Genomic DNA, 21,251 nt, shown 5'->3' with positions numbered 1-21,251 from the left:
AGTGAGTGAGAAGGGCGCCCATCCCGTCAGGTACGGGGTGGGCGCCCTTCTGCGTGCCGTGGTCCGGCACGCGGCGGGTCAGCGCAGGGTCTCCCACAGGGCGACGGCGAGTCCGGCGGTCGCGGTGAGCGCGCCGATGCTCGCCAGGGGCCAGCGGGAACGTTCCAGCGTGTCGAGGCGGGCCTCGTGGTCCGCCAGTTGCTTGTCGGTCTGGTCGCTGCGCTGTACCAGCAGCGCCAGCTGGCCGTCGGCCCGGGCGAAGCCGGCCTCCAGCGAACCGCGCAGGCGTTCCAGCTCCAGGGCGACGGCGACCGGGTTGTTCGGATCAGTCTCGGTCACGGGCGGCTCCCACGGTCTCGTCCTCCGGCGGTTCGGTGCGTAGCCACGCCGGGAGGAGCGCCTGCACCCCGGGCACGGCCATCACCCGGGTCAGCGCCCCCGCGACGGCCAGGGTCCCGGCGACCCGGGGCAGGGTCGCCGGGAGCCCGGACGCGTCGACAAGCGCGGGCAGGAGCACGGCAAGGGAGAGGGCGGTCTGGACCACGGTGCGGGTGGTGCGGCGGGTGGCGTCGGACATGGCTGTGGACTCCTCACTTCGTGTGCGGGACCTTCAGTGCGTTCCAGGAGGTGCGGCCCGGGACCCCGTCGGCGTCGCCGCCCCGGAAGCCGAGCTTGCGCTGCCAGGCGGCGTACGAGCGGCGGTCGGCGTCGCTCCAGCGGGGGCCCGGCCCGACGGCGTAGGACGAGCAGCCCTCGGCGACGAGCCGGCGGCCCATGGCGGTGATCACGGGGGAGCTGGTCCGGCCTGAGAAGAACGAGGCGCCGGGGAACGGCTGGTACCGGGGGGCGGATGTCCCGCCGCCCGGCTTGCCCGCGGACCCGCCGCTCGCCGGGCCGTCCGCCGGGCCGCTCAGCCGGGTGGCGACACGCTCCCGCAGGGACGGCATGGTGAATCCGCGCGGGTCGACCTTCCGGTCGGACCACTCCAGGTGGCCGATGACGCTGCGAGCGGACCAGCCGTGGGCCCGGCAGAGGGCCGCCGAGACGCGTTCGATCGCGTCCAGCTGGGCAGCCGGCCAGGGGTCCGCGCCGTCGCCCAGGTTGACGCACTCGAATCCGTAGAAGCGGGCGTTGCCGTCGACGGAGCCCGCGCTTCCGTCGTGCTCGTGGGAGGCCGGCGGCCGGTCCCCGTAGTCCTCCGCGATCACCCGCCGGAGTACGGCCGGATCGCCGCCGCCCGCGTGGTTGGCACGGCCGTGGCCCACCAGGTGGACGGTGCCCGCCTTGTCGATGACGCCGTGGCAGAGCGGGCCCGGCAGGGCGGCGTAGCCGTTTCGGCAGAGCGCCACGGACGCGTCTGTTCCGCTGCTGACGGTGTGGTGGATCATGACACCGTTCAGCGGGCCCCAGGTGCCCTTGTGGTTGCGGTTGTGGGTGCGCCAGCTCTTGTGCTCGACGACGTCGACGCCTTCGGCGCGCAGCGCTGTGAGCAGCTGGTCGGCGGTCAGGGGAGTGGCCATGGGTGTCTTCCTTCCGGTGGGGCTCTTCACTGCGCGGGTGAGGGGCCCGGCACCGGGCGGGTGCGGGGCCCCTCGGGAGGGTGTGGTCAGGAGAGTGCTGCCCAGATGGCGTTGGAGTCGGCGACGACGTTGCCGATGGGGAAGGAGGTGGGCAGGGAGGTCTGGCCGGTGGTGCTGAGCCGGCCGTGGCGGATGAACGCACCAGGCATCCGGGCGCTGCCGCCCGGTGCCTCGCCCACATGGGCGCCCCGCGAGAAGGCGGGGCCGTTGGTGTTGGGGCTGGGCCCGTTGACGACGAGCCCGATCCAGTAGTTGCCCGCCTTCGCGGCGTACGGCACGCTCAGCGGGCAGACCACGGTCGTTCCTTCGGTCTTGGGGATCAGGGTGCTGAGGCCGGCGGTCAGCCCGACCCGTGCACCGGCGTCGGTGTAGAGCCCGGCGTAGGAGGAGGTGGTGCTGAGCGTGCCGCCGACGTAGCCCGGGACGTAGAACACCAGGTTCTTCACGGTGGTGGGCGCGTGCAGCGGGATGCCGATCAGGTACACCCAGCCGCTGATGCAGTACTGCGGGGTGGGCGCGGCGGCCGCGGCCGGGTCGAACGCCCAGCCGCTGAAGCCCATCGACGACGGGGACCAGGTGCCGGCCGACGAGACCGCGTCCACGTAGCCGCGCCGGGCCAGGTGGTCGTCGGCGGTCGGGGCGGCCGTGGTGGAGGGCGGGACGACGAACGCCTTGGCGCCGTCGATCTGCTGGTCCCCCGTGAGCAGGACCCCTTGGCCCACCGGTACCGCCGCGACGTCGGAGGCGGTGAGGGTCACCTCGCCGGTGAGGCCGTTGACCGAGGTGACGGGGGCGCCGTCGAGTGCCAGGTAGCGGGCGTCGCCCGCCGCCCGGGTCAGGGCGCCCAGGTCGTTCGCGGTCAGCAGGACCGCGCCGGTCTGCCCGTTGACGGATGCGACGGCTCCGCCGCCCGCCGGGAGCTGGGCGGCCGGGACCAGGCCGTTCGCGCCGAGGGTGGCCACCCCGCCCGGCGCGCCGGCCGACGCGGCGGCCAGGGCCGAGACGTCCGCCGCGCCCAGCACGATGTCGGCCTCGGTGTGCCCGTTGACGGAGTGCACCGCGCCGGCCGGGCCGGTGGGGCCCTGCGGGCCGAGTTCACCGGCCGGTCCCGGCGGGCCGGGTACGGCGACGTACTGCGGGGCGGCCGGATCGGCCGGGGCGATGTCGGCGAGGTCCACGGCGGGCAGGGCGGTGGTGAGCGCGATCTGGTAGGTCCGTCCGCCGCGTGCGAGGCCGGCGAGCTTCTCGGTGACGGTGTACGTCCAGACGGCGGGATTCCAGCCCGGGTCGTCGGTGGCGGGCAGGACGACGCTGATCCGGCCTTCCGCGTCGAGGGTGGTCCGGGTCGGGCCGCCCAGGAAGAGGTCCTCCTCGGCGTGCGTGAGGAGCGCCGGGGGCCGGAATTCGACGGTGCCGCTCATCGGGCGGCCGTCGGGGGTCATGTAGCGGGCGGTGACGGTGACGGTGGGGATGTTTTCAGGCAGCACTCGGTGCCCTCCTCGGTGGTTGTCTGGGTGGAGGTCCGGCCTGGCCGGGCGTCAGGACTGGACGCCGTACAGGGCGACCGGACGGCAGCGCAGGGTGTCGCCGGCGGCCGCGACCCTGGCCTGGATCTCGAAGGTGACCGTGGTGCCGAAGCCGGCGGCCAGCCTCTCGGTGAACACGAGGCCGCCGCCCGGCGCGCCCACCCCGGCGAGCTGTACGCCGTCGACGAGCAGCCGCACCTCGGCGCCCGTGCTGCCCTCGGCGGCGACAGCGCAGTGCAGCCGGGGGTGCTGGACGATGCCCGGACCGCGGTAGAGCGTCGTCCAGGCGGTCGACCCGGTGGATTCCCAGCGGGCCGCGTCGGCCGGGGCGGGCAGCGGGTACGGGATGTAGGGGCGGGCCAGACCGCCGTGGGCGGCGTCGTCGGCGACGACCACGTTGCCCCGGCGGTCGAAGACCTGCACCGGCTGCACCGGCAGGGTGTCCGGGGCCGCCGTCCAGATGGTCAGGGCGAGGGAGCCGTCGTCACGGCGTACGACGAAGCCCTGCTGCGGGTCGTCCTTGCCGCGGTCGGGCTGGACGCGGCCCAGGTAGAGCAGGTCCTCGTCGCCGGAGGTGCGGACGCGCAGCCGTCCCTTGTCGCCGATGACCACCTCGCCGCCCATGATCTGGTTCAGCGCCGGTGTGGTGTTGGCGCTGCCCATCAGGTCTCTGACCTGGCGTTCCAGTGCGCGGATACGGTCGAGCAGATCGGTGGGGATGATCGCCACGGGTCACGCTCCTTCCAGGTAGAGGACGGCGGTCTCGGCCTTGGTGCGCTGGGGCGGGGTGACGGCGATGCCGACGATCCGGTAGGCGGCGTCGAGACCCTCGTGATGCCACAGGTCGTGGATGCGCAGCCGGATCCGGGCACCGAGCAGCGCGGGGGTGATCCGCCCGTCCAGCAGCACGGTCAGCTCCGGGATGACCTCGGGACGGTTCTGCCGGGCCAGTTCGGCGCGGGCCAGCGAACGCAGGGTGGCCTCCTCCGAGACACCGCTGTGGTCGGACGTGAGCTCCAGGCGGGGCCAGCCGGCTTCCAGGTCTCCGGGCGACTCCTCGCTGACGGTCAGTGGCTGGGAGTCCTGGGACTGATCGGTGTTGGCGGAGTCGCCCCGCGCCACCCAGACGTTCGCCTGCACCGTGGAGTCCGTCGGCAGGCTGTAGGTGAGGACCTGGCCGGGGTGGTCCAGCACGATGTCCGTGTGTCCCGTGCGGATCTGCGGGTGGCCGAGCTGGAGTCGCTTGACCCGGCGGCCCTCGGCGTCCCGGTAGCAGTGGATGCGCCACTCGAACCCGTCGCTCAACTGGCCCAGGTTGTCGATGAGTTCCCTGACCCGGGCGAGTGCGGAGTAGGCGTAGGCGTAGTCGCGCACCACCCCGGACCGGTCGTGGCCCGGGCTGATGCCGATGTCCCCGCCGGTCTGTTCCTGTGCGTGCGTGATCAGGGCGCGGGCGATGTCGAACTGGTCCATTCCGGTGCCCGCCATGTCCTCGGCGAGGATGCGGTGGTCCAGGTACGAGTCGAACGTGCCGGCCTGGAACTGCACCATGATCCGGCCCTGCTCGTCGGAGACCGGGGTGCAGGTCCACAGGATCCCGCCCCACCAGATGTCCCCGTCACGCTCCAGCCAGACCGCGGTGCGGCCGGGCTGGAGCGCGGCCCGAGCCCGGGCCGCCAGCGCGCCGCCCGGCAGCGGAACGTTGGCGGTGAGCGATCCGGGCTTGCCTATGTAGTCGTCGAACTTGGCCTCCGTGAGCGGCAGTACGTCCAGCAGGCGGTCGGTGCGCAGGTCGCAGAAGAGCGCCCGGTAGACGGGCGTGGTGATGGACGCGGTCATCGGCTGCCTCACACGAGCGGGTCGACGCGGATGAAACGGTTGTCGAACCAGCCCTTGTTGCTGGCCGCCGACGAGCAGTAGGCGGAGACCGCCGTGTAGACGGCGCCGGGCTGCAGCCCGGTGACGCGGGAGGTGGCGGACACCGAGGTCAGCGCCTTGGAGCTGACCGTGGCCGAGCGGACCTCGTTCGCCTCGACGACCAGGACGCCGTCCTTGCGGATGTTGACGCCCATGCGGGACCACTGGCCGTCCACGCCGGTGTTCCCCATGAAGCCCACGGTCACCAGCACCGCACCCGTCACCGGCACCGTGAAGGTGGCCGTGATCGTGGGGCCGACCGTGTCGGTGACCGCCTCGACCCAGGAGGTGGAGGCGCAGTAGCCGCCGTCGGTGTTGTTCGCCCACGCGGTGGACGGGACGGCCGGCCGCCACACGGTGCCGTCCCAGCGCTGGAGCCGTCCGGCCTCGTCGCGGTACTGGCCGGTGTACTCGCCCGCGGCCAGCGCCCCCTGTGGGGCGATGCCGCCGATCTGCCGGGCGTAGTTCACCCAGCGCGTTCCGTCCCAGCGCTGGAGGGTGCTGGAGGTGTCGCGGTACTGGCCCGGGTACCCGCCGGCCGTCTCACGGTTCCAGGAGTCGGCGAGGATGCCGCCCACGGCCACCGTGGACACCCGCATGTCGTACACCGCGTCGGCCCACGCGATGCCGCCCGTGCCCACGGAGGCACCGGCGGGCACGGTGACCCGGGCGAGCGGGAGCGAGGCTTCCGGAAGCTGCGGCGACTGGGGGGTCGCCTCCGGCTCGCCCTCGATGACCTCCAGCACGGCCTCCGTACGGACTCCGCCGTCGACCTGGGCGTCGTGCACCCGCAGCACGACCAGGTCGATACGCGGGTTGGAGGCGTTTCCGTCGCCGAAGGTCACGTCCGTGTAGTCGGTCAGGACGACCGGGTAGGCGCCGGCCGAGCCCCGGCCCTGGATCACCGCGCGGCCCGGTGCGACGGAGGCCTTCATCCCGGCGCTCTCGCCGAAGACGTAGAGCCCCGACATCAGGTACTCGCCGCCGGCGGAGCCCGGGATCACGCCGCCGGTGCTGGACAGCGCCCCGTTCGGGGCCATGGTGCCGACCGGGGAGAGCCGGGTGTCGGCCCGGGACTGACCGGTCTCGGTCTCGGTGCGGTTGATCAGCCAGGCACTGCGTACGGGCATGGGGTCCTCCTGGGAAGTGGTGGTGGATGGTGGTGGGCCGCCGGGCGGTCACCAGTGGGCGTCGCGCCAGCGCAGGGTGACGGAGGCCCGGGGGTCGGGGGTGGCGTCGTCGGAGCGGAAGGCCAGCTCCGTGGTGCCCGGCGGCAGCTGGAACAACTGCTCGGGAACCGAGGCGGGGGACGCGGTGTAGAGCCGGGAGGCGGTGGCGTTGAGCAGCACCGTGCCGGACTCGGTGTCCACCGTCAGCACGTCCTGGGAACCCAGCACGATGTCGTACCGGAGCTGCCGGCCGTCGCCGAGCCGGGTCAGCGTGGGGCGTCGCAGCGGGCCGCGGAACTCGATCACCGGGTGGGCCGTCGCGGCGCCGCCGTTGACGGCGGTGCAGGTGCCCGCGGTGCCGGTCGTCCCCCACTCCAGCGGCCATTCGAGTCCCATCCCTGCGGCCCCGGGCTCACCCGGCCAGTCCAGGCCCGGCTCCGTGACGGGCAGAACGGCCCGCGCCTCCCGGTGGACGGCCCCGTACCGGCGCGGGTCGGTGGCGGTCCACTGGAGGCTGGCCTTGGACGTGCCGTGCACCACGAACGCCCGGTCCTGCGGTACGACGCGTCGGCTGACCCTGGCCCGTACGGCCAGGGTCTCGCCGTGCAGGCGCACGGCCAGCCACTGCTCGCCACCGTCGGCGCCGGTGGCGGCGCGGAACGCGGAGACGACGCCGAGAGCCTCGCCGGTGCCCCGGGGCAGCAGCCAGACGGACGCGCCCACGAGCCGGGGCTGCGCCCAGCGGGCGCCGGGCCAGGCGCCGTGCTGGTCGGGACGGACGATGTCTCCGGTGTCGAGCGTCGGCAGGTCGTCCCAGCCGGTGAGTCCGGTGCGGTCGATCTCGTACGGAGTGCCGGGGCCCATCAGCAGTCCGGCCCACTGGATCTGCCCGTCGCGGGTGATCAGTGAGCCGGGTGCGGCCTCCTGGGAATATGTGGTTGTGGTCTCGGCCATGAGGGGCCGTCACCTCGTCTCAGTCGTGGGGCGGGTGGGCGCTCATGCCGCCGCCCCGTGCAGGAACAGCAGGTCGGTGGCGACGGCGAGCGGGCCGTTGCCCTCCGCCGCGTGGTACGTGCGCAGCCGGGAGCGGTCCGTCGAACCGGTGGGCCCGGTCGTGCGCGCAGCCGGTTCGGCGGGGCGCAGCCGGCTGAGCGCGGACAGCGGCAGTACGGAGGAGGCGGTGCCGGGCCCGGCGGGCCGGACGACACCGCCCTCGGCGAGCTGCGGGATCTTGGGCAGGTCGACGCCGAACTTCTTGCCGAGGAGGCTGAAGCTCAGCTTGTTGAGGCCGTCGATGACCCAGTTGGCGAAGGAGATCAGCGCCTTGACCGGCCCGGTGACCGCCGCCATGACGCCCTGCATGCCGGTGCTGAGGAAGCGGCCGATGCCCTCCAGGGTCTTGGACATGGCGTCCTTGACCCGGGTGAACATGCCGGGGATCCTCTTCGTGATCCAGTCCAGGACGGGCTGGATGACGGTGCGGAAGCCGCTCCAGGCGCGGCGGACGAGGCCGGTCACGGCGTTCGTGGCGGAGGCGACGGCGTTCCGGGTGCCGTCGAAGTCCCTGGAGAGGAGCGCGCCTACGACGGCCAGGACCGTGGTGACGACCTTGAAGGCGGTCGTGAAGTAGGCCGAGATGACGGTGGCGTACGCCTTGACGACGGGACCCAGGAACTTCCAGATGGTCCGGAACACCTGGAGGACCTGGTCGAAGACCTGCTTCATGATCTTCTGGCCGGTCTCCGAGCTGAGCGCGTACTCGATGAGGTAGCCGGCCAGCGGGGCGACCAGACCGAGGACGAATCCGAGGGGGTTGGCCCGCATGGCGACGTTGACGGCGGTCATCGCGCCGGAGGCGACGGTGAGCGCGCCGCCGAAGAGGCCCATGAGTTTGGACACCGTGCCGGAGCCCTTGCCCAGCACACCGACGACTCCGCTGAAAGCGGCGCCCTCGGTGGCGATGGAGTCGAGGGGTGCGGCGGTGGCGCGGGCCTTGGTGGAGCCGGTACGGAGCTGGGTCGCCGCACGGCCGGCTGTCCGGCCTGCCCTGGTGAGGGACTTCCCGGCCTTGTCCGCGCCCGTTCTGATCTGCCGGAGCTGGGTGCCGGCGGAGGCGGCGGAACCCTTGATGCGGTCGGCGGCCGACCCGGCCCGTCCGATGTTCTGTGCGGCGGCCCGTACGGACCGCGCGGCGCCGGTGAGGCCGGCGCGGAAGGAACTCAGTGCTCCGGCGACTCCCGCGAGCGGGTCCGCGCCCGCACCGATCGCCGCGGCGCTCATCCGCGTGCCTTGGACAGGAACAGCAGGGCGGTGGCCGTCTCCTGGAGGTCGGCCGTGGACGCCTCGTAGTAGTTCTCGATCTGGAAGCCGGAGACGGCTCCGGCCGTGGCGTTGACGGAGTCGGCCCTGGCCCGGTGGGCGGTGTGGCGCAGCAGCCGGTCCAGCTTGGACAGCGGCAGCACGGCCTCCGCCTCACCGGCCTCGGCGACGATCGCGTGCACACCGCCGTTGCGCGGTGCCACGATGCCGCCGGCCGCCAGCTGCGGGATCTTCGGCAGGCTGATGCCGAACGTCTTGCCGCCGACCCCGGGGACCCAGCCGGGGATCGAGACCTTGATGCGGTTGAGCTTGTCGATCGCGGAGTTGATGAGCCGGATCACGGAGTTGACCGGGCCCTTCACCGCCCCCGTGATCTTGTCGAAGGCCCGTTTCGCGATTCCCTGCAGTCCGCCCCAGATGCTGGACAGCTTCTCCTTGACCCTGCTGAAGGCCTTGGGGATGACGTCGCGGATCCAGTTGACCACCGGCGAGATGACCTTCTTGATGCCGTTCCAGACGCTGGAGATGACCTTCTTGACGGCGTTCATCACCGTCGTGATGATCTTCTTCCAGGCGTTGAAGTAGGTCGTGATGACGGTGGCGACGGCCTTGATGACGACGGTGATCGCCTTCTTGATGCCGTCCCAGACCGTCTTGATCAGCGCGCCGGCCTTCTTCATGATCGGTCCGACGGCCTTCATGACCGAGCTGATGACCTTCTTGATCGCGTCGAAGGCGACCTTGAGGACCTTCTGCATCGTCTTCGAGCGGGTGGCCATCTCGACCACCTTCTCGATCAGCGGGGCGAGGAGGGAGAGCAACTGACCGATGAGGTTGCCCTTCATCGACTTGTTGAGCCCCTTCATGCCCTTGGACGCCTTGTCGGCCCCGGACTTGAACTTCCCGACCTGGGTGCCGCTCGTCTGGCCGGTCTTGCCCGCCTTGGCCATGGAGCGCTCGGCCTTGTCGGCGGAGCCCTGGATCTTGGCGAGTTCGCGGGCGGAGGTCTGGGCGGAGGTCTTGATCTTCTTCAGCTCTCGGTCGCCGTTCGTGGAACCGGTGGCGAGCGCTTTTGTGGATTTCGCGGCATTTTCGGCCTCCGACCGGAACTTCCGCAGGGCGCCGGAGGATCTCCCCAGGGCTTGGGTCAGGTTCATTCGAGGTCTCCCGTGGATGGGCGCGCTGCCGGAGTGGCAGCCGTGCTTCAGACGGTCCTTGCGAGATCGGCCGCGGCCCCGTTCGCGTCCCTCAGCGCTGAAGCGGCGCGGCGGCTCTCGTCGTTCGTACGGCGGAGCGCGTCCTGCAGGCGTCGTTGCTGCTCGGGGTCCGCGCGGGGTGCTGCCTGAGCAGCTGCGGTCCGGGGGCGCGCGGGCGGGGACTCGGGCGGGGACGACGCGTTCCGGCGCCTCCTCCGGGCGGGCTGTCCGGCCGGACGTGCAGGGTCGGCGGGGGTGGGCTGTCCAGCCGGACGTGCGGGATCGGAGGGGCGTGCCGGGTCGGGCGGGCGTGCGGGGTCGGACGGGGTGGGCTGCCCCTCGCCCCCGTTCTCCGGATTGGCCGGCCTCCGAGTCGGAAGCAGGAGACCGTACTCGTTACGCGCGATGTGAAATCCGCGGCCCTCCGCATCCTGGAAGAGATTCATTCTCCCGAGCATTTTTTCGGTGAATATTTCCAGGTTGAAGAGAGTGGGAAGTTCGAATTTCAATGCCTGCCAGGCAAATGCGAGGCCGACTAATTCGGCCGGCTTGACGTGGGTCCAGAGGCTGGAGGCTGTTGCTTCCTGGAGTTCTTGTTGTGTGGCGAGATCCTGCTGGTCCGGTGTGCCCGGAGGTGTCGCCCCCTCGCCGGATCCGGTCGACCGGCCCGGGGGGGCCTCGTCCTCCGGGCCGTCGACCAAGGCCTTCGGCCTGACATCCGATCGTTTGAGCAGCCCCTCGACGGTGGAATTGTCGGCCTTCTTCCCAAGGGCCTCCTTGATGCCTGCGATGTCTTCGGCGAGCTTTTCATTTGTGGGTTCTGTCATAACCTCTCCACCATCTTGTCCGTACAGGTGTGGTGTGATGTGGTGCATCGTTGTCCGCACTGTCTTCGAAGGAGCTGCGCGTGGGCTCGGAAGTCCTTCTTTTCATACCGCCACTTCTCGGCCTTATTGCCATCATCTGGATATTTCGGCGACGGCTGCTGGTGCGGGCGCGCGGTATCGAGGCCGAGGCGCGTTGTTACGACCGGGAGTGGCGCACTCAGGGGGGCGGTCCCACGTTCCTCCTGAGCTTCACCCTGGCGGACGGCCGCCGGATGACCTGTTCCGCAGATGAGAGCGATGTGCCGGCGGGGACTCGAGTGGGCGACACCGTGACGGTCCGCTACGACCCGCAGGCGCCCGGCCGGGTGGAGACGGCGCTCAGCGCTCAAAAGCCTCTGTGGAAACGCATGGACCTGATCACGCTCACATTGGTCGAGGTCGTGTTCCTCGCCCTCGCCCTCAGGTAGGGCGGAGCCGTGCGGGCGCGGAGAGCGTCTGACTCAGGTGAAAGGCACATGAGTTCGGCTCTGCCGGGTGCCTCGGGCGGGTCGGCCTTCTCGCTCGCCTCGTGGTCCACGCGTATCGATAAATTCTGGGGCTTTCTGTGCTCGCGATAAGAATCTTCCTCTTTGTCATGGTGTGCGCTTCGTCTCTCGTATTGATCACTAACCTCTATGCCCTGCGAAAGGCGAAGCGCCTTGAATCCTCCGGTATGCGCGTCGAGGGTGAATGCGTCGACCATTACTGGCCCAGTGGCGGGTATGTGGGGGTCGTCTGCGCTTACTCCGCGGGAGACAGGGCTGACCTGTCCGTCCGCTCGTCGCGATACTCCGTCGCACCCGTGGAGATAGGTGATGTCGTGGACGTCATCTACGACCCGCAGAACCCGGAGCGCTCGATGTTGTCGTTCGAGGTGGGCAAGCGGGTGGGGTTCGACACGGGGCTGTCCGTCGTCGTGGGGACGCTGGCGGTGGCGGCGGTGGCGGGGATTCTCCTCACGCTGTGAGCCGGTTGCCCCCGCGGTGACCGTCGCCGTCAGGCGAAGAAGCGCATCAGCTCGGCGCGGTCGGGCACTTCTGGCGGTATGGGCTCTCCCGCGGGTGGTTCCTCGGGCTCCGCGTGGTCACCGGGCCGCGGTACCGGAACCGGACGCTCCGGTGGTTCCGAGTCCTCGTCCGTGTTGACGGAGGCGAACATCCAGTTGGCGGCGGCGAGATGGTCGACGGCGGCGGCCAGCAGGTAGTCCGTCACCGTCCATTCGGCGCCGTCGCCGTGGAGCTCCTGCGCGACGGCGCTGTCGCGTGGCATGTGCTTGACCAGCACCGCGAGCCGGCGTGAGGACAGCCGGCCGCGGTGCCAGTCGAGCAGGTCCACGCCGAAGTGCCGCAACAGGTCGGCTTCGAGTGCCTCGGCGTGTTCTTCGGCGAACGCGTCGAGGCTCAGCCTTCCCCCAGGCCGAGCCCGGTCTCCTTGCCGTACGCCTCCAGGATCGCGGCGATGTCCTGCATGGTGATGTCGTGCTGCTCGAAGCGCGCGAACTGTTCCTCGCCCAGCAGGAGTTTGAGCAGTCCGTCGACGTCGTTGTCGTCGAGGGAGCGGAGCGCCTTGGCGGTGGTGCGGCCGAGCTCGGTGGGGAGTTCGAAGGTGTCGTCGTCCAGGTCGAAGGCCCAGGAGCGGCCGAGCGCCTCCATGCGCTGGGCGCGGGCCGCGTTGACGTCGAATGAAGCCATGGGTGGGGAGTCTCCTTGCGTGGTGGTGCGGGCGGGGGTGCCGGGCGGGACCGGGGTGGACCGGCCCCACCCGGCAGGGAGATCAGGCCTCGGTCGGCACCGCGTAGGCGGCGTCCTTCATGACGAACGTCGCGAGTGCCTGGCCGTCGCCCGGGGAGAGCGCGGTGAAGGTGACGCCGAGCATCGCGGCGGCCTTGCGGGCCAGCTTGATGTCGTCGGTGGCCGTCACCTGGCCGCGCGGGATGACGAAGCGGTAGGTGACCGCCGTGCCGTCGGTGAACTCCAGTCCGAGGGCGCGCTCGTCGAAGGTCGGGCCGTCCGGCACATCGAACTGGACGATGTCCGAACCGGCCGAGCCCCGGCGGATGTCACTCCCGGAGCCGCCCAGGAAGAAGGGCAGCGTGTCCTCGTTGAACTGCAGCATCGAGAACTTCAGCGTCAGGTCGCGGTCCGCGTAGACGAACCGGGCCGGGCTGATCGACTGCCACGTCTCGACCGGGTCCAGCTTGTCCTTCTTGGAGAAGGTCACCCCGTCCGTGGAGGTGTAACCGAGGTCGGTCCACTCCGAACCCCAGTCGGCCGCCGGTGTGTCGGAGAACGCCTCCGGGAGAGGGGCGTTGAGGTTCCCGACCAGGATGCGGCCGGTGCCGGCCACGCGGATCTCGGACGAGTTGTTGCCTGCCATGGATGACTCCTTGGGATGGGTGGGCGTGGGTGGTGCCTGCCGTGGGTACGGCGAAGGCCCCGCCGGTGGCGGGGCCTTGTCTGTGGGGTGCGTGAGCGCGCCGGGTGGGGCGCCTGTCCGCGCCGTGGCGGTGCCGGGTCAGCCGATGCGCAGCGAGACCCGCAGCACGGTGAGGTAGCGGTTGGCCGCCGGGTACAGGTACTCGGGCAGCCAGCGCGGGCCGTCGGCCTCGACCACATCGGTGATCACGACGTTCGTGCCGTACGTCCGGCCGACCGCCGAGAGCAGCTCGGCGCGGGCGGCGTTCGCGAGGCGGTGTGCCGTCACCTTGTCCGGCCCGTAGGCCTCCAGTTCGATGAGCGGCTGGTCGAGGTGGAGGTCGTCGATCCAGGCGCCGCCGCGCCGGCTGACGATCACCGCCGGCTGGGTGCCGTCGAAGCCCGGCGGGGGAGTCTCGTCCACGACCGCGTCCGCTAGGTCCGGGCGGTCGGAGAGGAGCTCCACGACGATGGCCTCCACGTCGGGGAAGGTGCTCGGTGGTGAACTCATGACGGGGCATCACTCCTGTTCGTGGGCCTGCCGGCCGACGGGCGTACGGATACGGGAACGGCGGAGCTGCGCCCCGGAGGGAAGGTGGGCGCAGCTCCGCCGCTGCACCAACTGTGACGCATAACGTGCGTGCGCGCAACCACTTAGTGCGCGTCGGCAACCTCACGGGTCGCGCAACTCCCGCATTCCCTACGGCGGGTGCGTTAGTCTGCGACTATCGAACAAGCATTCGAGAGGTGGGGTTATGAGGCCCTGAGCGCCGCTGCTGGGCGTGTGGAACGAGGAAGTGGAACGGGTGTGGACGGGAGCGCGATGGTGATCAGTGCCCAGGAACGGCTGGCCGATGTGATGGCCGCCGTGGTCGAAGTGGCCGCGGAGTCGGGGGAGTCGGGTACCTACACCGCTGACGTCGCCAGGACGCTCACCGCCGTCGTCGGCAAGGTCGGGGCGAGAATCGCGGTGGAGGCGGAGACGCGCGGGTTCCGCAGCGGCTGGGGTGAGGCGGTGGCTCTGACCACCGGGAGTTCGGACGACGACGCCCAGGTGCTCCGGATGCAGCCCGCGCCCGAGGTGTAGACGCGGGGAAGCGGAGGGGGCGGGCCCGATCGGGCCCGCCCCCTCCGCTTTCCTCCTCCGTCAGCCGGCCGAGTGAGGCTTCCGCCGTACGGCACGCTCTGCCGCGAAGACGTCCTCCAGCCGGAACAACTGCGCACGGCCCTGCTTCCCCGCAGGGGCGAGGCGGCCCAGCTGGACCCACTTGCGGATCGTCGCCGGGGTCACGCCCGCCTCGTCGGCGGCCAGCACTCCCGTGATCAGGGTCGCGGCCGTCATCGGCGCACCTCGCGCTCCGCGGTGTCCACCGTCGAGCCGTTCAGTTCGGTGAGGTCCCCGCCGGATTCCTTCGCCAGTCGCGCCCAGGCGCCCTCGCTCCAGGCATGCCGGTGGGCGGGGTCCGTACGGCAGTCGCACTCCCGGTCGGCGCACCGGCAGGCCGGGTTGACGCACAGCACCGACCGCCGGGCCGGGAAGGCGCGCAGGGAGACCGAGTCGCACCAGGGGCAGCGGCCGCGTACCCGGACGACCGGTTCGGCCACTCCCAGGGCGCGGGTGCAGCGCCTCGCCATCCGCCGGACCTCGTCCCGGATGTGGGCCATGAGCAGGGCGTCTTCGGCCGCCCGTCCGAGCAGCGAGGCGACGCGGAGCAGCCGTTCGGCCAGCTGGGCGCGGCGGGGGCGCGGCAGGCGGAGCCTGTCGTGCACGGCCTCGTCGAGCTCCACCACCCCGTCGCTGATGTCGCGGATGGCGTCGGACACGTGCAGCCGCAACGGAGCGGTGGTGGGGCCCGACGGCGTGAGGCCGTGCAGCTGCTCGGCGCGCAGGGCCTCGTCGCGTTCCACGCGGGAGCGTCCCTGCGGGGCGGACGGCCTCGCGCTGTCCTGCGGAGGGGCGGAGGGGGAACGGTGGGTCGGTGCCAGCTCGCCGAGCAGCTCGGGGAACTGCTTCAACAGCAGTTCGATCCAGAGCAGGGCGTCACGGGCGGTCTTCTCGTTCTCGGTGGCGCGTGTGGTCATGGGCGGTCCCTTCTCCCCGGACACAAGTTGTTGCGAGGTCGCACGTTCGCATGTTGCGCGCTCGCTCGCAAGAGCATTTGCTGGAAACAGCCTGCATTTATGTCAGCAGAAACTTCACAAAGGAGACGGTGTGAGTGGGTAATTCTGTGCGCGCAAGCGCGATACTCTGAGGTCCGCTTCGGAGGGAGGCGACCGCTCATGACCACAGGCGAACTCGACCGCTTCGCGACCTGGATCGAGGAACTGATCCGTCGGCGCGGCTTCGACATCGACAGCCCGCGCGGTGGCGGAAAATCTCGCCTCGCAGACGAGGCCGGAGTCCATCGGGCGGCCATCACGCGGCTGCTCCAGCGTCAGAGCATGCCCGACCTGGAGACGACGCGCCGACTGGCCCAGGTCCTCCAGGTCCCGGTGCGCGACATGCTCATCCAGTCCGGCCGACTCACCGAGGACGACCTGCCGCTGCCGTCGGTCGGCCAGGCCCCCGCGGGTGGGCGGCGCCTCACGCTGGAGGAGGCTGCGGACGGTCTCGGGATCGCGCCGGACCAGCGGGAGATGTTCATCCGGATCGCCGGCCAGTTCCTGCCCTCGGAAGCGGTCAGGGCCTCCGGGGGGCGGACACCGCTCGCCTCCGACTGACTGCCGCTCGCACTCCCCGGGCGGCCGGCGCCGCCCGGCCCAGGACCCCTTCCGCCGGGTCCCTCCTGTGGATCATGAAGTGTCCCCGTAGGAGTCGGCTCCGGGACCGGCCCGTAAGCTGAGTCGGCCTGTCCCCCCGCTCCAGCAGGCATGCACGCGGCGATGACGCATGTTCCGTCTCGCCCGCGTGCGATTCGGGCTGGACGGAACGGGGGCGCGCGTGGTGGGACGTAACGGGCGATCCCGGATTCCGGTCGAAGAGGTCCAAGAGGCCGGAAGGGTCGAGGAGACCGGCGAGGCCGAAGAGACCGAAGGGTCCGCCGCTCGCGGCGCCCCCGCCGACTCCACCGCGGACACCCCTCCCGCGACGGACGCCCCCGTCGGGGCGGCCGGGACCCCCGGTCACGCGCCGGACACGCTCAGCGGGCTCCTCGCCGTACTCGGCGGCCACCTCGAGAGCCACGCGCCGGACGAGGTCGTGGTGCTGCTGCGGGACGAGCTGGAGCGGAGGGAGCTGCGCGCCTACTCCAGCGGCTGGCGTGACGCCGCCACCCACTACGAACCCGCGCTCCAGGAGGCGAGGGCCGCCGGCGGACGCGCGTTACGGCTGGTGAGAGGGGTGCCCGGGCAGGCCGCGGTGATACCCCTCCGGCAGCAGGGCCGTGACGCGGCCGACCGCGGTGCGGACGGCCGGAGCCGGGAGGGCGACCCCGCGGACGGGCGGACCGAGCGGTCCGCGCCGGCGGCCCACGGTGAGCGGGCGGGCCGGTCCCAGGCCCCTGCCCCCGCCCTGGTGCCCAAGAGCCGCAGCTCCCGGGTGCCCACGATTCCGAGGCTGCGTCCTCCGCCGCGCCGGTCGGCGGAAGGTGCGGCCCCCGTGACTCCCGACGGTGAGTCCGTGTGAGCCGGGGCCCGGGAGAGCGCCCGCCCCCAGGGCATTTGTTTTGACCCAGCTCCGTGAGGTAGGTACGCTCAAGCCTTGTGCCTGGGGTGTGCCTGGGCTCGGGTGCGTGTCCTCAACCGCATGGCGAGTCCGTAAGTGGCCACCGCAATCTGTGTCTCCTCTGCTTGAACGCAGGGGCGTGCAGTATTCGACACACCCGACCGCGTGGGTCGGCGAGTGTTCCAGGTTAGTTTCACGAACGGCACACAGAAACCGGAGAAGTAGTGCCTACGATCCAGCAGCTGGTCCGGAAGGGCCGGCAGGACAAGGTCGAGAAGAACAAGACGCCCGCGCTCGAGGGTTCGCCCCAGCGTCGTGGTGTCTGCACGCGTGTGTTCACGACCACCCCGAAGAAGCCGAACTCGGCCCTCCGTAAGGTCGCGCGTGTGCGTCTGACCTCCGGCATCGAGGTCACGGCCTACATCCCGGGTGAGGGACACAACCTGCAGGAGCACTCGATCGTGCTCGTGCGTGGCGGCCGTGTGAAGGACCTGCCGGGTGTTCGTTACAAGATCATCCGCGGTTCGCTCGACACCCAGGGTGTCAAGAACCGCAAGCAGGCCCGCAGCCGCTACGGCGCCAAGAAGGAGAAGTAAGAATGCCTCGTAAGGGCCCCGCCCCGAAGCGCCCGGTCATCATCGACCCGGTCTACAGCTCTCCTCTTGTCACGTCGCTGATCAACAAGATCCTGCTCGACGGCAAGCGTTCCACCGCCGAGCGGATCGTCTACGGCGCCATGGAAGGCCTCCGCGAGAAGACCGGTGCTGACCCGGTCATCACGCTGAAGCGCGCGCTTGAGAACGTCAAGCCCTCGCTCGAGGTCAAGTCCCGCCGTGTCGGTGGCGCGACCTACCAGGTGCCGATCGAGGTCAAGCCCGGTCGTGCCGCCACCCTCTCGCTGCGCTGGATCGTCGGTTACTCCCGCGCCCGTCGTGAGAAGACCATGACCGAGCGCCTCATGAACGAGCTGCTCGACGCCTCCAACGGTCTTGGCGCTGCCGTCAAGAAGCGCGAGGACACCCACAAGATGGCCGAGTCGAACAAGGCCTTCGCGCACTACCGCTGGTAGTCGCTCACCCCATCGAGACCGAGAGAAGATTGAGCCTTATGGCCACCACTTCGCTTGACCTGGCCAAGGTCCGCAACATCGGGATCATGGCCCACATCGACGCGGGCAAGACGACCACCACTGAGCGGATCCTCTTCTACACCGGCGTTTCGTACAAGATCGGTGAAGTCCACGACGGCGCTGCCACGATGGACTGGATGGAGCAGGAGCAGGAGCGCGGCATCACGATCACGTCCGCCGCGACGACCTGTCACTGGCCGCTCAATGATGTTGACCACACCATCAACATCATCGACACCCCGGGTCACGTCGACTTCACCGTCGAGGTGGAGCGTTCGCTCCGCGTCCTCGACGGTGCCGTCACCGTGTTCGACGGTGTGGCCGGCGTCGAGCCGCAGTCCGAGACCGTCTGGCGTCAGGCGGACCGCTACGGCGTGCCGCGCATCTGCTTCGTCAACAAGCTCGACCGCACCGGCGCCGAGTTCCACCGCTGTGTCGACATGATCGTCGACCGCCTCGGTGCGGTTCCGCTCGTCATGCAGCTCCCCATCGGCGCCGAAGCCGACTTCAAGGGCGTCGTCGACCTCGTGTCGATGAAGGCCTTCGTGTGGTCGGACGAAGCCGCCAAGGGCGAGATGTACGACACCGTCGAGATCCCCGACACGCACAAGGAGGCCGCCGAGGAATGGCGCGGCAAGCTCCTTGAGGCCGTCGCGGAGAACGACGACCAGATGATGGAGCTGTACCTCGAGGGCACCGAGCCCACCGAGGAGCAGCTGCACGAGGCGATCCGTCGGATCACCCTCGCGTCGAAGGGCTCGGCCGACTCCGTCACCGTGACCCCCGTCTTCTGTGGCACGGCGTTCAAGAACAAGGGCGTCCAGCCCCTGCTCGACGCGGTCGTCCGCTACCTGCCTTCCCCCCTGGACGTCGAGGCCATCGAAGGCCACGACGTCAAGGACCCGGAGCTGGTCATCAAGCGCAGGCCTTCGGACGACGAGCCGTTCTCCGGCCTGGCGTTCAAGATCGCGAGTGACCCGCACCTGGGCAAGCTCACCTTCGTCCGGATCTACTCCGGTCGCCTCGAGGCCGGCACCGCGGTGCTGAACTCGGTCAAGGGCAAGAAGGAGCGCATCGGCAAGATCTACCGCATGCACGCGAACAAGCGTGAGGAGATCGCGTCGGTGGGCGCCGGTGACATCGTCGCCGTCATGGGCCTGAAGCAGACCACCACGGGTGAGACGCTGTCCGACGACAAGAACCCGGTGATCCTGGAGTCCATGGACTTCCCGGCGCCGGTCATCCAGGTCGCCATCGAGCCCAAGTCCAAGGGTGACCAGGAGAAGCTGGGTGTCGCCATCCAGCGGCTCTCGGAGGAGGACCCCTCCTTCCAGGTGCACTCCGACGAGGAGACCGGCCAGACCATCATCGGTGGTATGGGCGAGCTTCACCTCGAGGTGCTCGTCGACCGCATGAAGCGCGAGTTCCGCGTCGAGGCGAACGTCGGCAAGCCCCAGGTCGCTTACCGCGAGACGATCCGCAAGACCGTCGAGCGCATCGACTACACGCACAAGAAGCAGACTGGTGGTACCGGCCAGTTCGCGAAGGTGCAGATCGCCCTCGAGCCCATCGAGGGTGGCGACGCCTCCTACGAGTTCGTCAACAAGGTCACCGGTGGCCGCATCCCCCGTGAGTACATTCCCTCGGTGGACGCGGGTGCTCAGGAAGCCATGCAGTTCGGCATCCTGGCCGGTTACGAGATGGTCGGCGTCCGCGTCACCCTTCTCGACGGTGGTTACCACGAGGTCGACTCCTCGGAGCTCGCCTTCAAGATCGCCGGTTCGCAGGCGTTCAAGGAGGGTGCCCGCAAGGCGTCCCCCGTGCTCCTCGAGCCGATGATGGCCGTCGAGGTCACCACGCCCGAGGACTACATGGGCGATGTCATCGGCGACCTCAACTCCCGCCGTGGCCAGATCCAGGCCATGGAGGAGCGCAGCGGCGCTCGCGTCGTGAAGGGCCTCGTGCCCCTCTCGGAGATGTTCGGCTACGTCGGAGACCTCCGCAGCAAGACCTCGGGTCGCGCAAGCTACTCGATGCAGTTCGACTCCTACGCCGAGGTTCCGCGGAACGTCGCCGAGGAGATCATCGCGAAGGCCAAGGGCGAGTAACTCTTCCGAGCGCACGCTTTAGGCTTGTCACCGGAGCCTGGTCGGGCATTCGTCGCAGTGCGTAAGCAGCGCGGCGAATGCCCCCGGCACCGGCATTCCAGCAAAGATCACCTGGCGCCGATGAAGCAAGGCGTACAGAACCACTCAGGAGGACCCCAGTGGCGAAGGCAAAGTTCGAGCGGACTAAGCCGCACGTCAACATCGGCACCATCGGTCACATCGACCACGGTAAGACGACCCTCACGGCCGCCATTACCAAGGTGCTGCACGACGCGTACCCGGACCTGAACGAGGCCTCGGCCTTCGACCAGATCGACAAGGCTCCTGAGGAGCGCCAGCGCGGTATCACCATCTCGATCGCGCACGTCGAGTACCAGACGGAGTCGCGTCACTACGCGCACGTCGACTGCCCGGGTCACGCCGACTACATCAAGAACATGATCACGGGTGCGGCGCAGATGGACGGCGCCATCCTCGTGGTCGCGGCCACCGACGGCCCGATGCCGCAGACCAAGGAGCACGTGCTCCTGGCCCGCCAGGTCGGCGTTCCGTACATCGTCGTCGCCCTGAACAAGGCCGACATGGTGGACGACGAGGAGATCCTGGAGCTCGTCGAGCTCGAGGTTCGTGAGCTCCTCTCCGAGTACGAGTTCCCGGGCGACGACCTTCCGGTCGTCAAGGTCTCGGCGCTCAAGGCTCTCGAGGGCGACGCCGAGTGGGGCAAGACCGTTCTCGACCTGATGAAGGCCGTGGACGAGAACATCCCGCAGCCCGAGCGTGACGTCGAGAAGCCGTTCCTCATGCCGATCGAGGACGTCTTCACGATCACCGGTCGCGGTACGGTCGTCACCGGCCGTATCGAGCGTGGTGTCCTCAAGGTCAACGAGACCGTTGACATCGTGGGCATCAAGCAGGAGAAGACCACCACCACGGTCACCGGCATCGAGATGTTCCGCAAGCTGCTCGACGAGGGCCAGGCCGGTGAGAACGTCGGTCTGCTCCTCCGTGGCATCAAGCGCGAGGACGTCGAGCGCGGCCAGGTCATCATCAAGCCCGGTTCGGTCACGCCGCACACCGAGTTCCAGGCCCAGGCCTACATCCTGTCGAAGGACGAGGGTGGCCGTCACACCCCCTTCTTCAACAACTACCGCCCGCAGTTCTACTTCCGTACCACGGACGTGACGGGCGTTGTGACCCTTCCCGAGGGCACCGAGATGGTCATGCCGGGTGACAACACCCTCATGGACGTCGCGCTGATCCAGCCGGTCGCCATGGAAGAGGGCCTGAAGTTCGCCATCCGTGAGGGTGGCCGGACCGTGGGCGCCGGCCAGGTCACCAAGATCGTCAAGTAATCACCTGACTG

At 69.9% G+C, this 21,251-nt stretch carries 26 protein-coding genes; 9 read left to right on the top strand and 17 right to left on the bottom strand.

Going from position 1 to position 21,251, the window contains the following annotated elements; translation table 11 throughout:
- Positions 1 to 78 precede the first annotated feature (78 nt).
- From P8A20_RS14565 to P8A20_RS14515, 11 genes are all read right to left on the bottom strand, one after another.
- Positions 79 to 339 (bottom strand): hypothetical protein, encoded by a 261-nt coding sequence (locus P8A20_RS14565; RefSeq protein ID WP_147959044.1) that lies wholly within the window; start codon positions 337 to 339, stop codon positions 79 to 81.
- Positions 326 to 577, bottom strand: coding sequence for a hypothetical protein (locus tag P8A20_RS14560; RefSeq protein WP_147959045.1), 252 nt, complete (start codon positions 575 to 577; stop codon positions 326 to 328). Before P8A20_RS14560 ends, P8A20_RS14565 begins: the two co-directional genes overlap by 14 nt.
- 13 nt (positions 578 to 590) lie before the next feature.
- Complete coding sequence (locus P8A20_RS14555; protein ID WP_147959046.1) at positions 591 to 1,520, bottom strand: peptidoglycan-binding protein; 930 nt, start codon at positions 1,518 to 1,520, stop codon at positions 591 to 593.
- A gap of 86 nt (positions 1,521 to 1,606) precedes the next feature.
- Complete coding sequence (locus P8A20_RS14550; RefSeq protein ID WP_147959047.1) at positions 1,607 to 3,067, bottom strand: phage tail protein; 1,461 nt, start codon at positions 3,065 to 3,067, stop codon at positions 1,607 to 1,609.
- A 51-nt stretch (positions 3,068 to 3,118) separates the two neighbouring features.
- Entirely contained in the window at positions 3,119 to 3,835 is a 717-nt protein-coding gene (locus P8A20_RS14545) for a hypothetical protein (RefSeq protein ID WP_147959048.1), read from the bottom strand.
- Between the two features lie 3 nt (positions 3,836 to 3,838).
- Complete coding sequence (locus P8A20_RS14540; protein ID WP_147959049.1) at positions 3,839 to 4,945, bottom strand: hypothetical protein; 1,107 nt, start codon at positions 4,943 to 4,945, stop codon at positions 3,839 to 3,841.
- An 8-nt stretch (positions 4,946 to 4,953) separates the two neighbouring features.
- Positions 4,954 to 6,153 (bottom strand): hypothetical protein, encoded by a 1,200-nt coding sequence (locus tag P8A20_RS14535; RefSeq protein ID WP_147959050.1) that lies wholly within the window; start codon positions 6,151 to 6,153, stop codon positions 4,954 to 4,956.
- Positions 6,154 to 6,201: 48 nt separating this feature from the next.
- Positions 6,202 to 7,146, bottom strand: a complete 945-nt coding sequence (locus tag P8A20_RS14530; protein WP_147959051.1) for a phage distal tail protein — start codon at positions 7,144 to 7,146, stop codon at positions 6,202 to 6,204.
- Between the two features lie 42 nt (positions 7,147 to 7,188).
- Positions 7,189 to 8,472 (bottom strand): tape-measure protein, encoded by a 1,284-nt coding sequence (locus P8A20_RS14525; protein ID WP_306103624.1) that lies wholly within the window; start codon positions 8,470 to 8,472, stop codon positions 7,189 to 7,191.
- Positions 8,469 to 9,668, bottom strand: coding sequence for a phage tail protein (locus P8A20_RS14520; RefSeq protein ID WP_147959053.1), 1,200 nt, complete (start codon positions 9,666 to 9,668; stop codon positions 8,469 to 8,471). The genes P8A20_RS14525 and P8A20_RS14520 overlap by 4 nt, the downstream gene beginning before the upstream one ends.
- A 47-nt stretch (positions 9,669 to 9,715) precedes the next feature.
- Entirely contained in the window at positions 9,716 to 10,534 is an 819-nt protein-coding gene (locus tag P8A20_RS14515) for a hypothetical protein (protein WP_306103623.1), read from the bottom strand.
- 80 nt (positions 10,535 to 10,614) lie between these two features.
- Here P8A20_RS14515 and P8A20_RS14510 point away from each other — a divergent pair, with 80 nt between their 5' ends.
- Together P8A20_RS14510 and P8A20_RS14505 are read left to right on the top strand one after the other, a co-directional pair.
- Positions 10,615 to 11,001 (top strand): DUF3592 domain-containing protein, encoded by a 387-nt coding sequence (locus tag P8A20_RS14510; protein WP_147959055.1) that lies wholly within the window; start codon positions 10,615 to 10,617, stop codon positions 10,999 to 11,001.
- Between the two features lie 167 nt (positions 11,002 to 11,168).
- The gene (locus P8A20_RS14505) at positions 11,169 to 11,540 is read left to right on the top strand and encodes a DUF3592 domain-containing protein (RefSeq protein ID WP_424920516.1); all 372 of its coding nucleotides are present in this window, start codon (positions 11,169 to 11,171) and stop codon (positions 11,538 to 11,540) included.
- Between the two features lie 29 nt (positions 11,541 to 11,569).
- Here P8A20_RS14505 and P8A20_RS14500 read toward each other — a convergent pair whose 3' ends face one another.
- The 4 genes from P8A20_RS14500 to P8A20_RS14485 all read right to left on the bottom strand — a co-directional run bounded on the left by P8A20_RS14500 (position 11,570) and on the right by P8A20_RS14485 (position 13,498).
- Positions 11,570 to 11,908, bottom strand: a complete 339-nt coding sequence (locus tag P8A20_RS14500; RefSeq protein WP_147960394.1) for a hypothetical protein — start codon at positions 11,906 to 11,908, stop codon at positions 11,570 to 11,572.
- Positions 11,909 to 11,973: 65 nt separating this feature from the next.
- Entirely contained in the window at positions 11,974 to 12,264 is a 291-nt protein-coding gene (locus tag P8A20_RS14495) for a hypothetical protein (protein WP_147959057.1), read from the bottom strand.
- An 82-nt stretch (positions 12,265 to 12,346) separates the two neighbouring features.
- The gene (locus P8A20_RS14490; RefSeq protein ID WP_306103622.1) at positions 12,347 to 12,949 is read right to left on the bottom strand and encodes a phage tail tube protein; all 603 of its coding nucleotides are present in this window, start codon (positions 12,947 to 12,949) and stop codon (positions 12,347 to 12,349) included.
- A gap of 138 nt (positions 12,950 to 13,087) precedes the next feature.
- Positions 13,088 to 13,498 (bottom strand): phage tail termination protein, encoded by a 411-nt coding sequence (locus P8A20_RS14485; protein ID WP_147959059.1) that lies wholly within the window; start codon positions 13,496 to 13,498, stop codon positions 13,088 to 13,090.
- A gap of 297 nt (positions 13,499 to 13,795) precedes the next feature.
- Between P8A20_RS14485 and P8A20_RS14480 the strand changes: the two genes are divergently transcribed.
- Positions 13,796 to 14,074 (top strand): hypothetical protein, encoded by a 279-nt coding sequence (locus P8A20_RS14480; RefSeq protein ID WP_261988618.1) that lies wholly within the window; start codon positions 13,796 to 13,798, stop codon positions 14,072 to 14,074.
- Positions 14,075 to 14,134: 60 nt separating this feature from the next.
- Here the strand turns inward: P8A20_RS14480 and P8A20_RS14475 are convergent, their stop codons facing one another.
- Together P8A20_RS14475 and P8A20_RS14470 are read right to left on the bottom strand one after the other, a co-directional pair.
- The gene (locus P8A20_RS14475) at positions 14,135 to 14,329 is read right to left on the bottom strand and encodes a MerR family transcriptional regulator (RefSeq protein ID WP_147959060.1); all 195 of its coding nucleotides are present in this window, start codon (positions 14,327 to 14,329) and stop codon (positions 14,135 to 14,137) included.
- Positions 14,326 to 15,069, bottom strand: coding sequence for a hypothetical protein (locus P8A20_RS14470; RefSeq protein ID WP_147959061.1), 744 nt, complete (start codon positions 15,067 to 15,069; stop codon positions 14,326 to 14,328). The genes P8A20_RS14475 and P8A20_RS14470 overlap by 4 nt, the downstream gene beginning before the upstream one ends.
- Positions 15,070 to 15,267: 198 nt before the next feature.
- Between P8A20_RS14470 and P8A20_RS14465 the strand changes: the two genes are divergently transcribed.
- The 6 genes from P8A20_RS14465 (at position 15,268) to tuf (ending at position 21,240) form a co-directional block, all read left to right on the top strand.
- A complete protein-coding gene (locus P8A20_RS14465; RefSeq protein ID WP_147959062.1) occupies positions 15,268 to 15,708 on the top strand; it encodes a helix-turn-helix domain-containing protein in 441 nt (146 codons plus the stop codon).
- A gap of 220 nt (positions 15,709 to 15,928) precedes the next feature.
- The gene (locus tag P8A20_RS14460) at positions 15,929 to 16,612 is read left to right on the top strand and encodes a hypothetical protein (RefSeq protein ID WP_306103621.1); all 684 of its coding nucleotides are present in this window, start codon (positions 15,929 to 15,931) and stop codon (positions 16,610 to 16,612) included.
- Between the two features lie 263 nt (positions 16,613 to 16,875).
- Complete coding sequence (gene rpsL, locus P8A20_RS14455) at positions 16,876 to 17,247, top strand: 30S ribosomal protein S12 (RefSeq protein ID WP_003948652.1); 372 nt, start codon at positions 16,876 to 16,878, stop codon at positions 17,245 to 17,247.
- A 2-nt stretch (positions 17,248 to 17,249) separates the two neighbouring features.
- Entirely contained in the window at positions 17,250 to 17,720 is a 471-nt protein-coding gene (gene rpsG, locus P8A20_RS14450; protein ID WP_014154599.1) for a 30S ribosomal protein S7, read from the top strand.
- Positions 17,721 to 17,758: 38 nt separating this feature from the next.
- Complete coding sequence (gene fusA / locus P8A20_RS14445) at positions 17,759 to 19,888, top strand: elongation factor G (protein ID WP_147959064.1); 2,130 nt, start codon at positions 17,759 to 17,761, stop codon at positions 19,886 to 19,888.
- A gap of 158 nt (positions 19,889 to 20,046) precedes the next feature.
- A complete protein-coding gene (gene tuf, locus P8A20_RS14440; RefSeq protein ID WP_014154597.1) occupies positions 20,047 to 21,240 on the top strand; it encodes an elongation factor Tu in 1,194 nt (397 codons plus the stop codon).
- The last annotated feature ends 11 nt before the right edge of the window (positions 21,241 to 21,251 follow it).

It is taken from the genome of Streptomyces sp. Alt3 (assembly GCF_030719215.1).
Lineage (GTDB): Bacteria > Actinomycetota > Actinomycetes > Streptomycetales > Streptomycetaceae > Streptomyces > Streptomyces glycanivorans.
The sequence above is the reverse complement of the archived record's forward strand: the minus strand, read 5'-3'. Positions and strand labels throughout refer to the sequence as shown.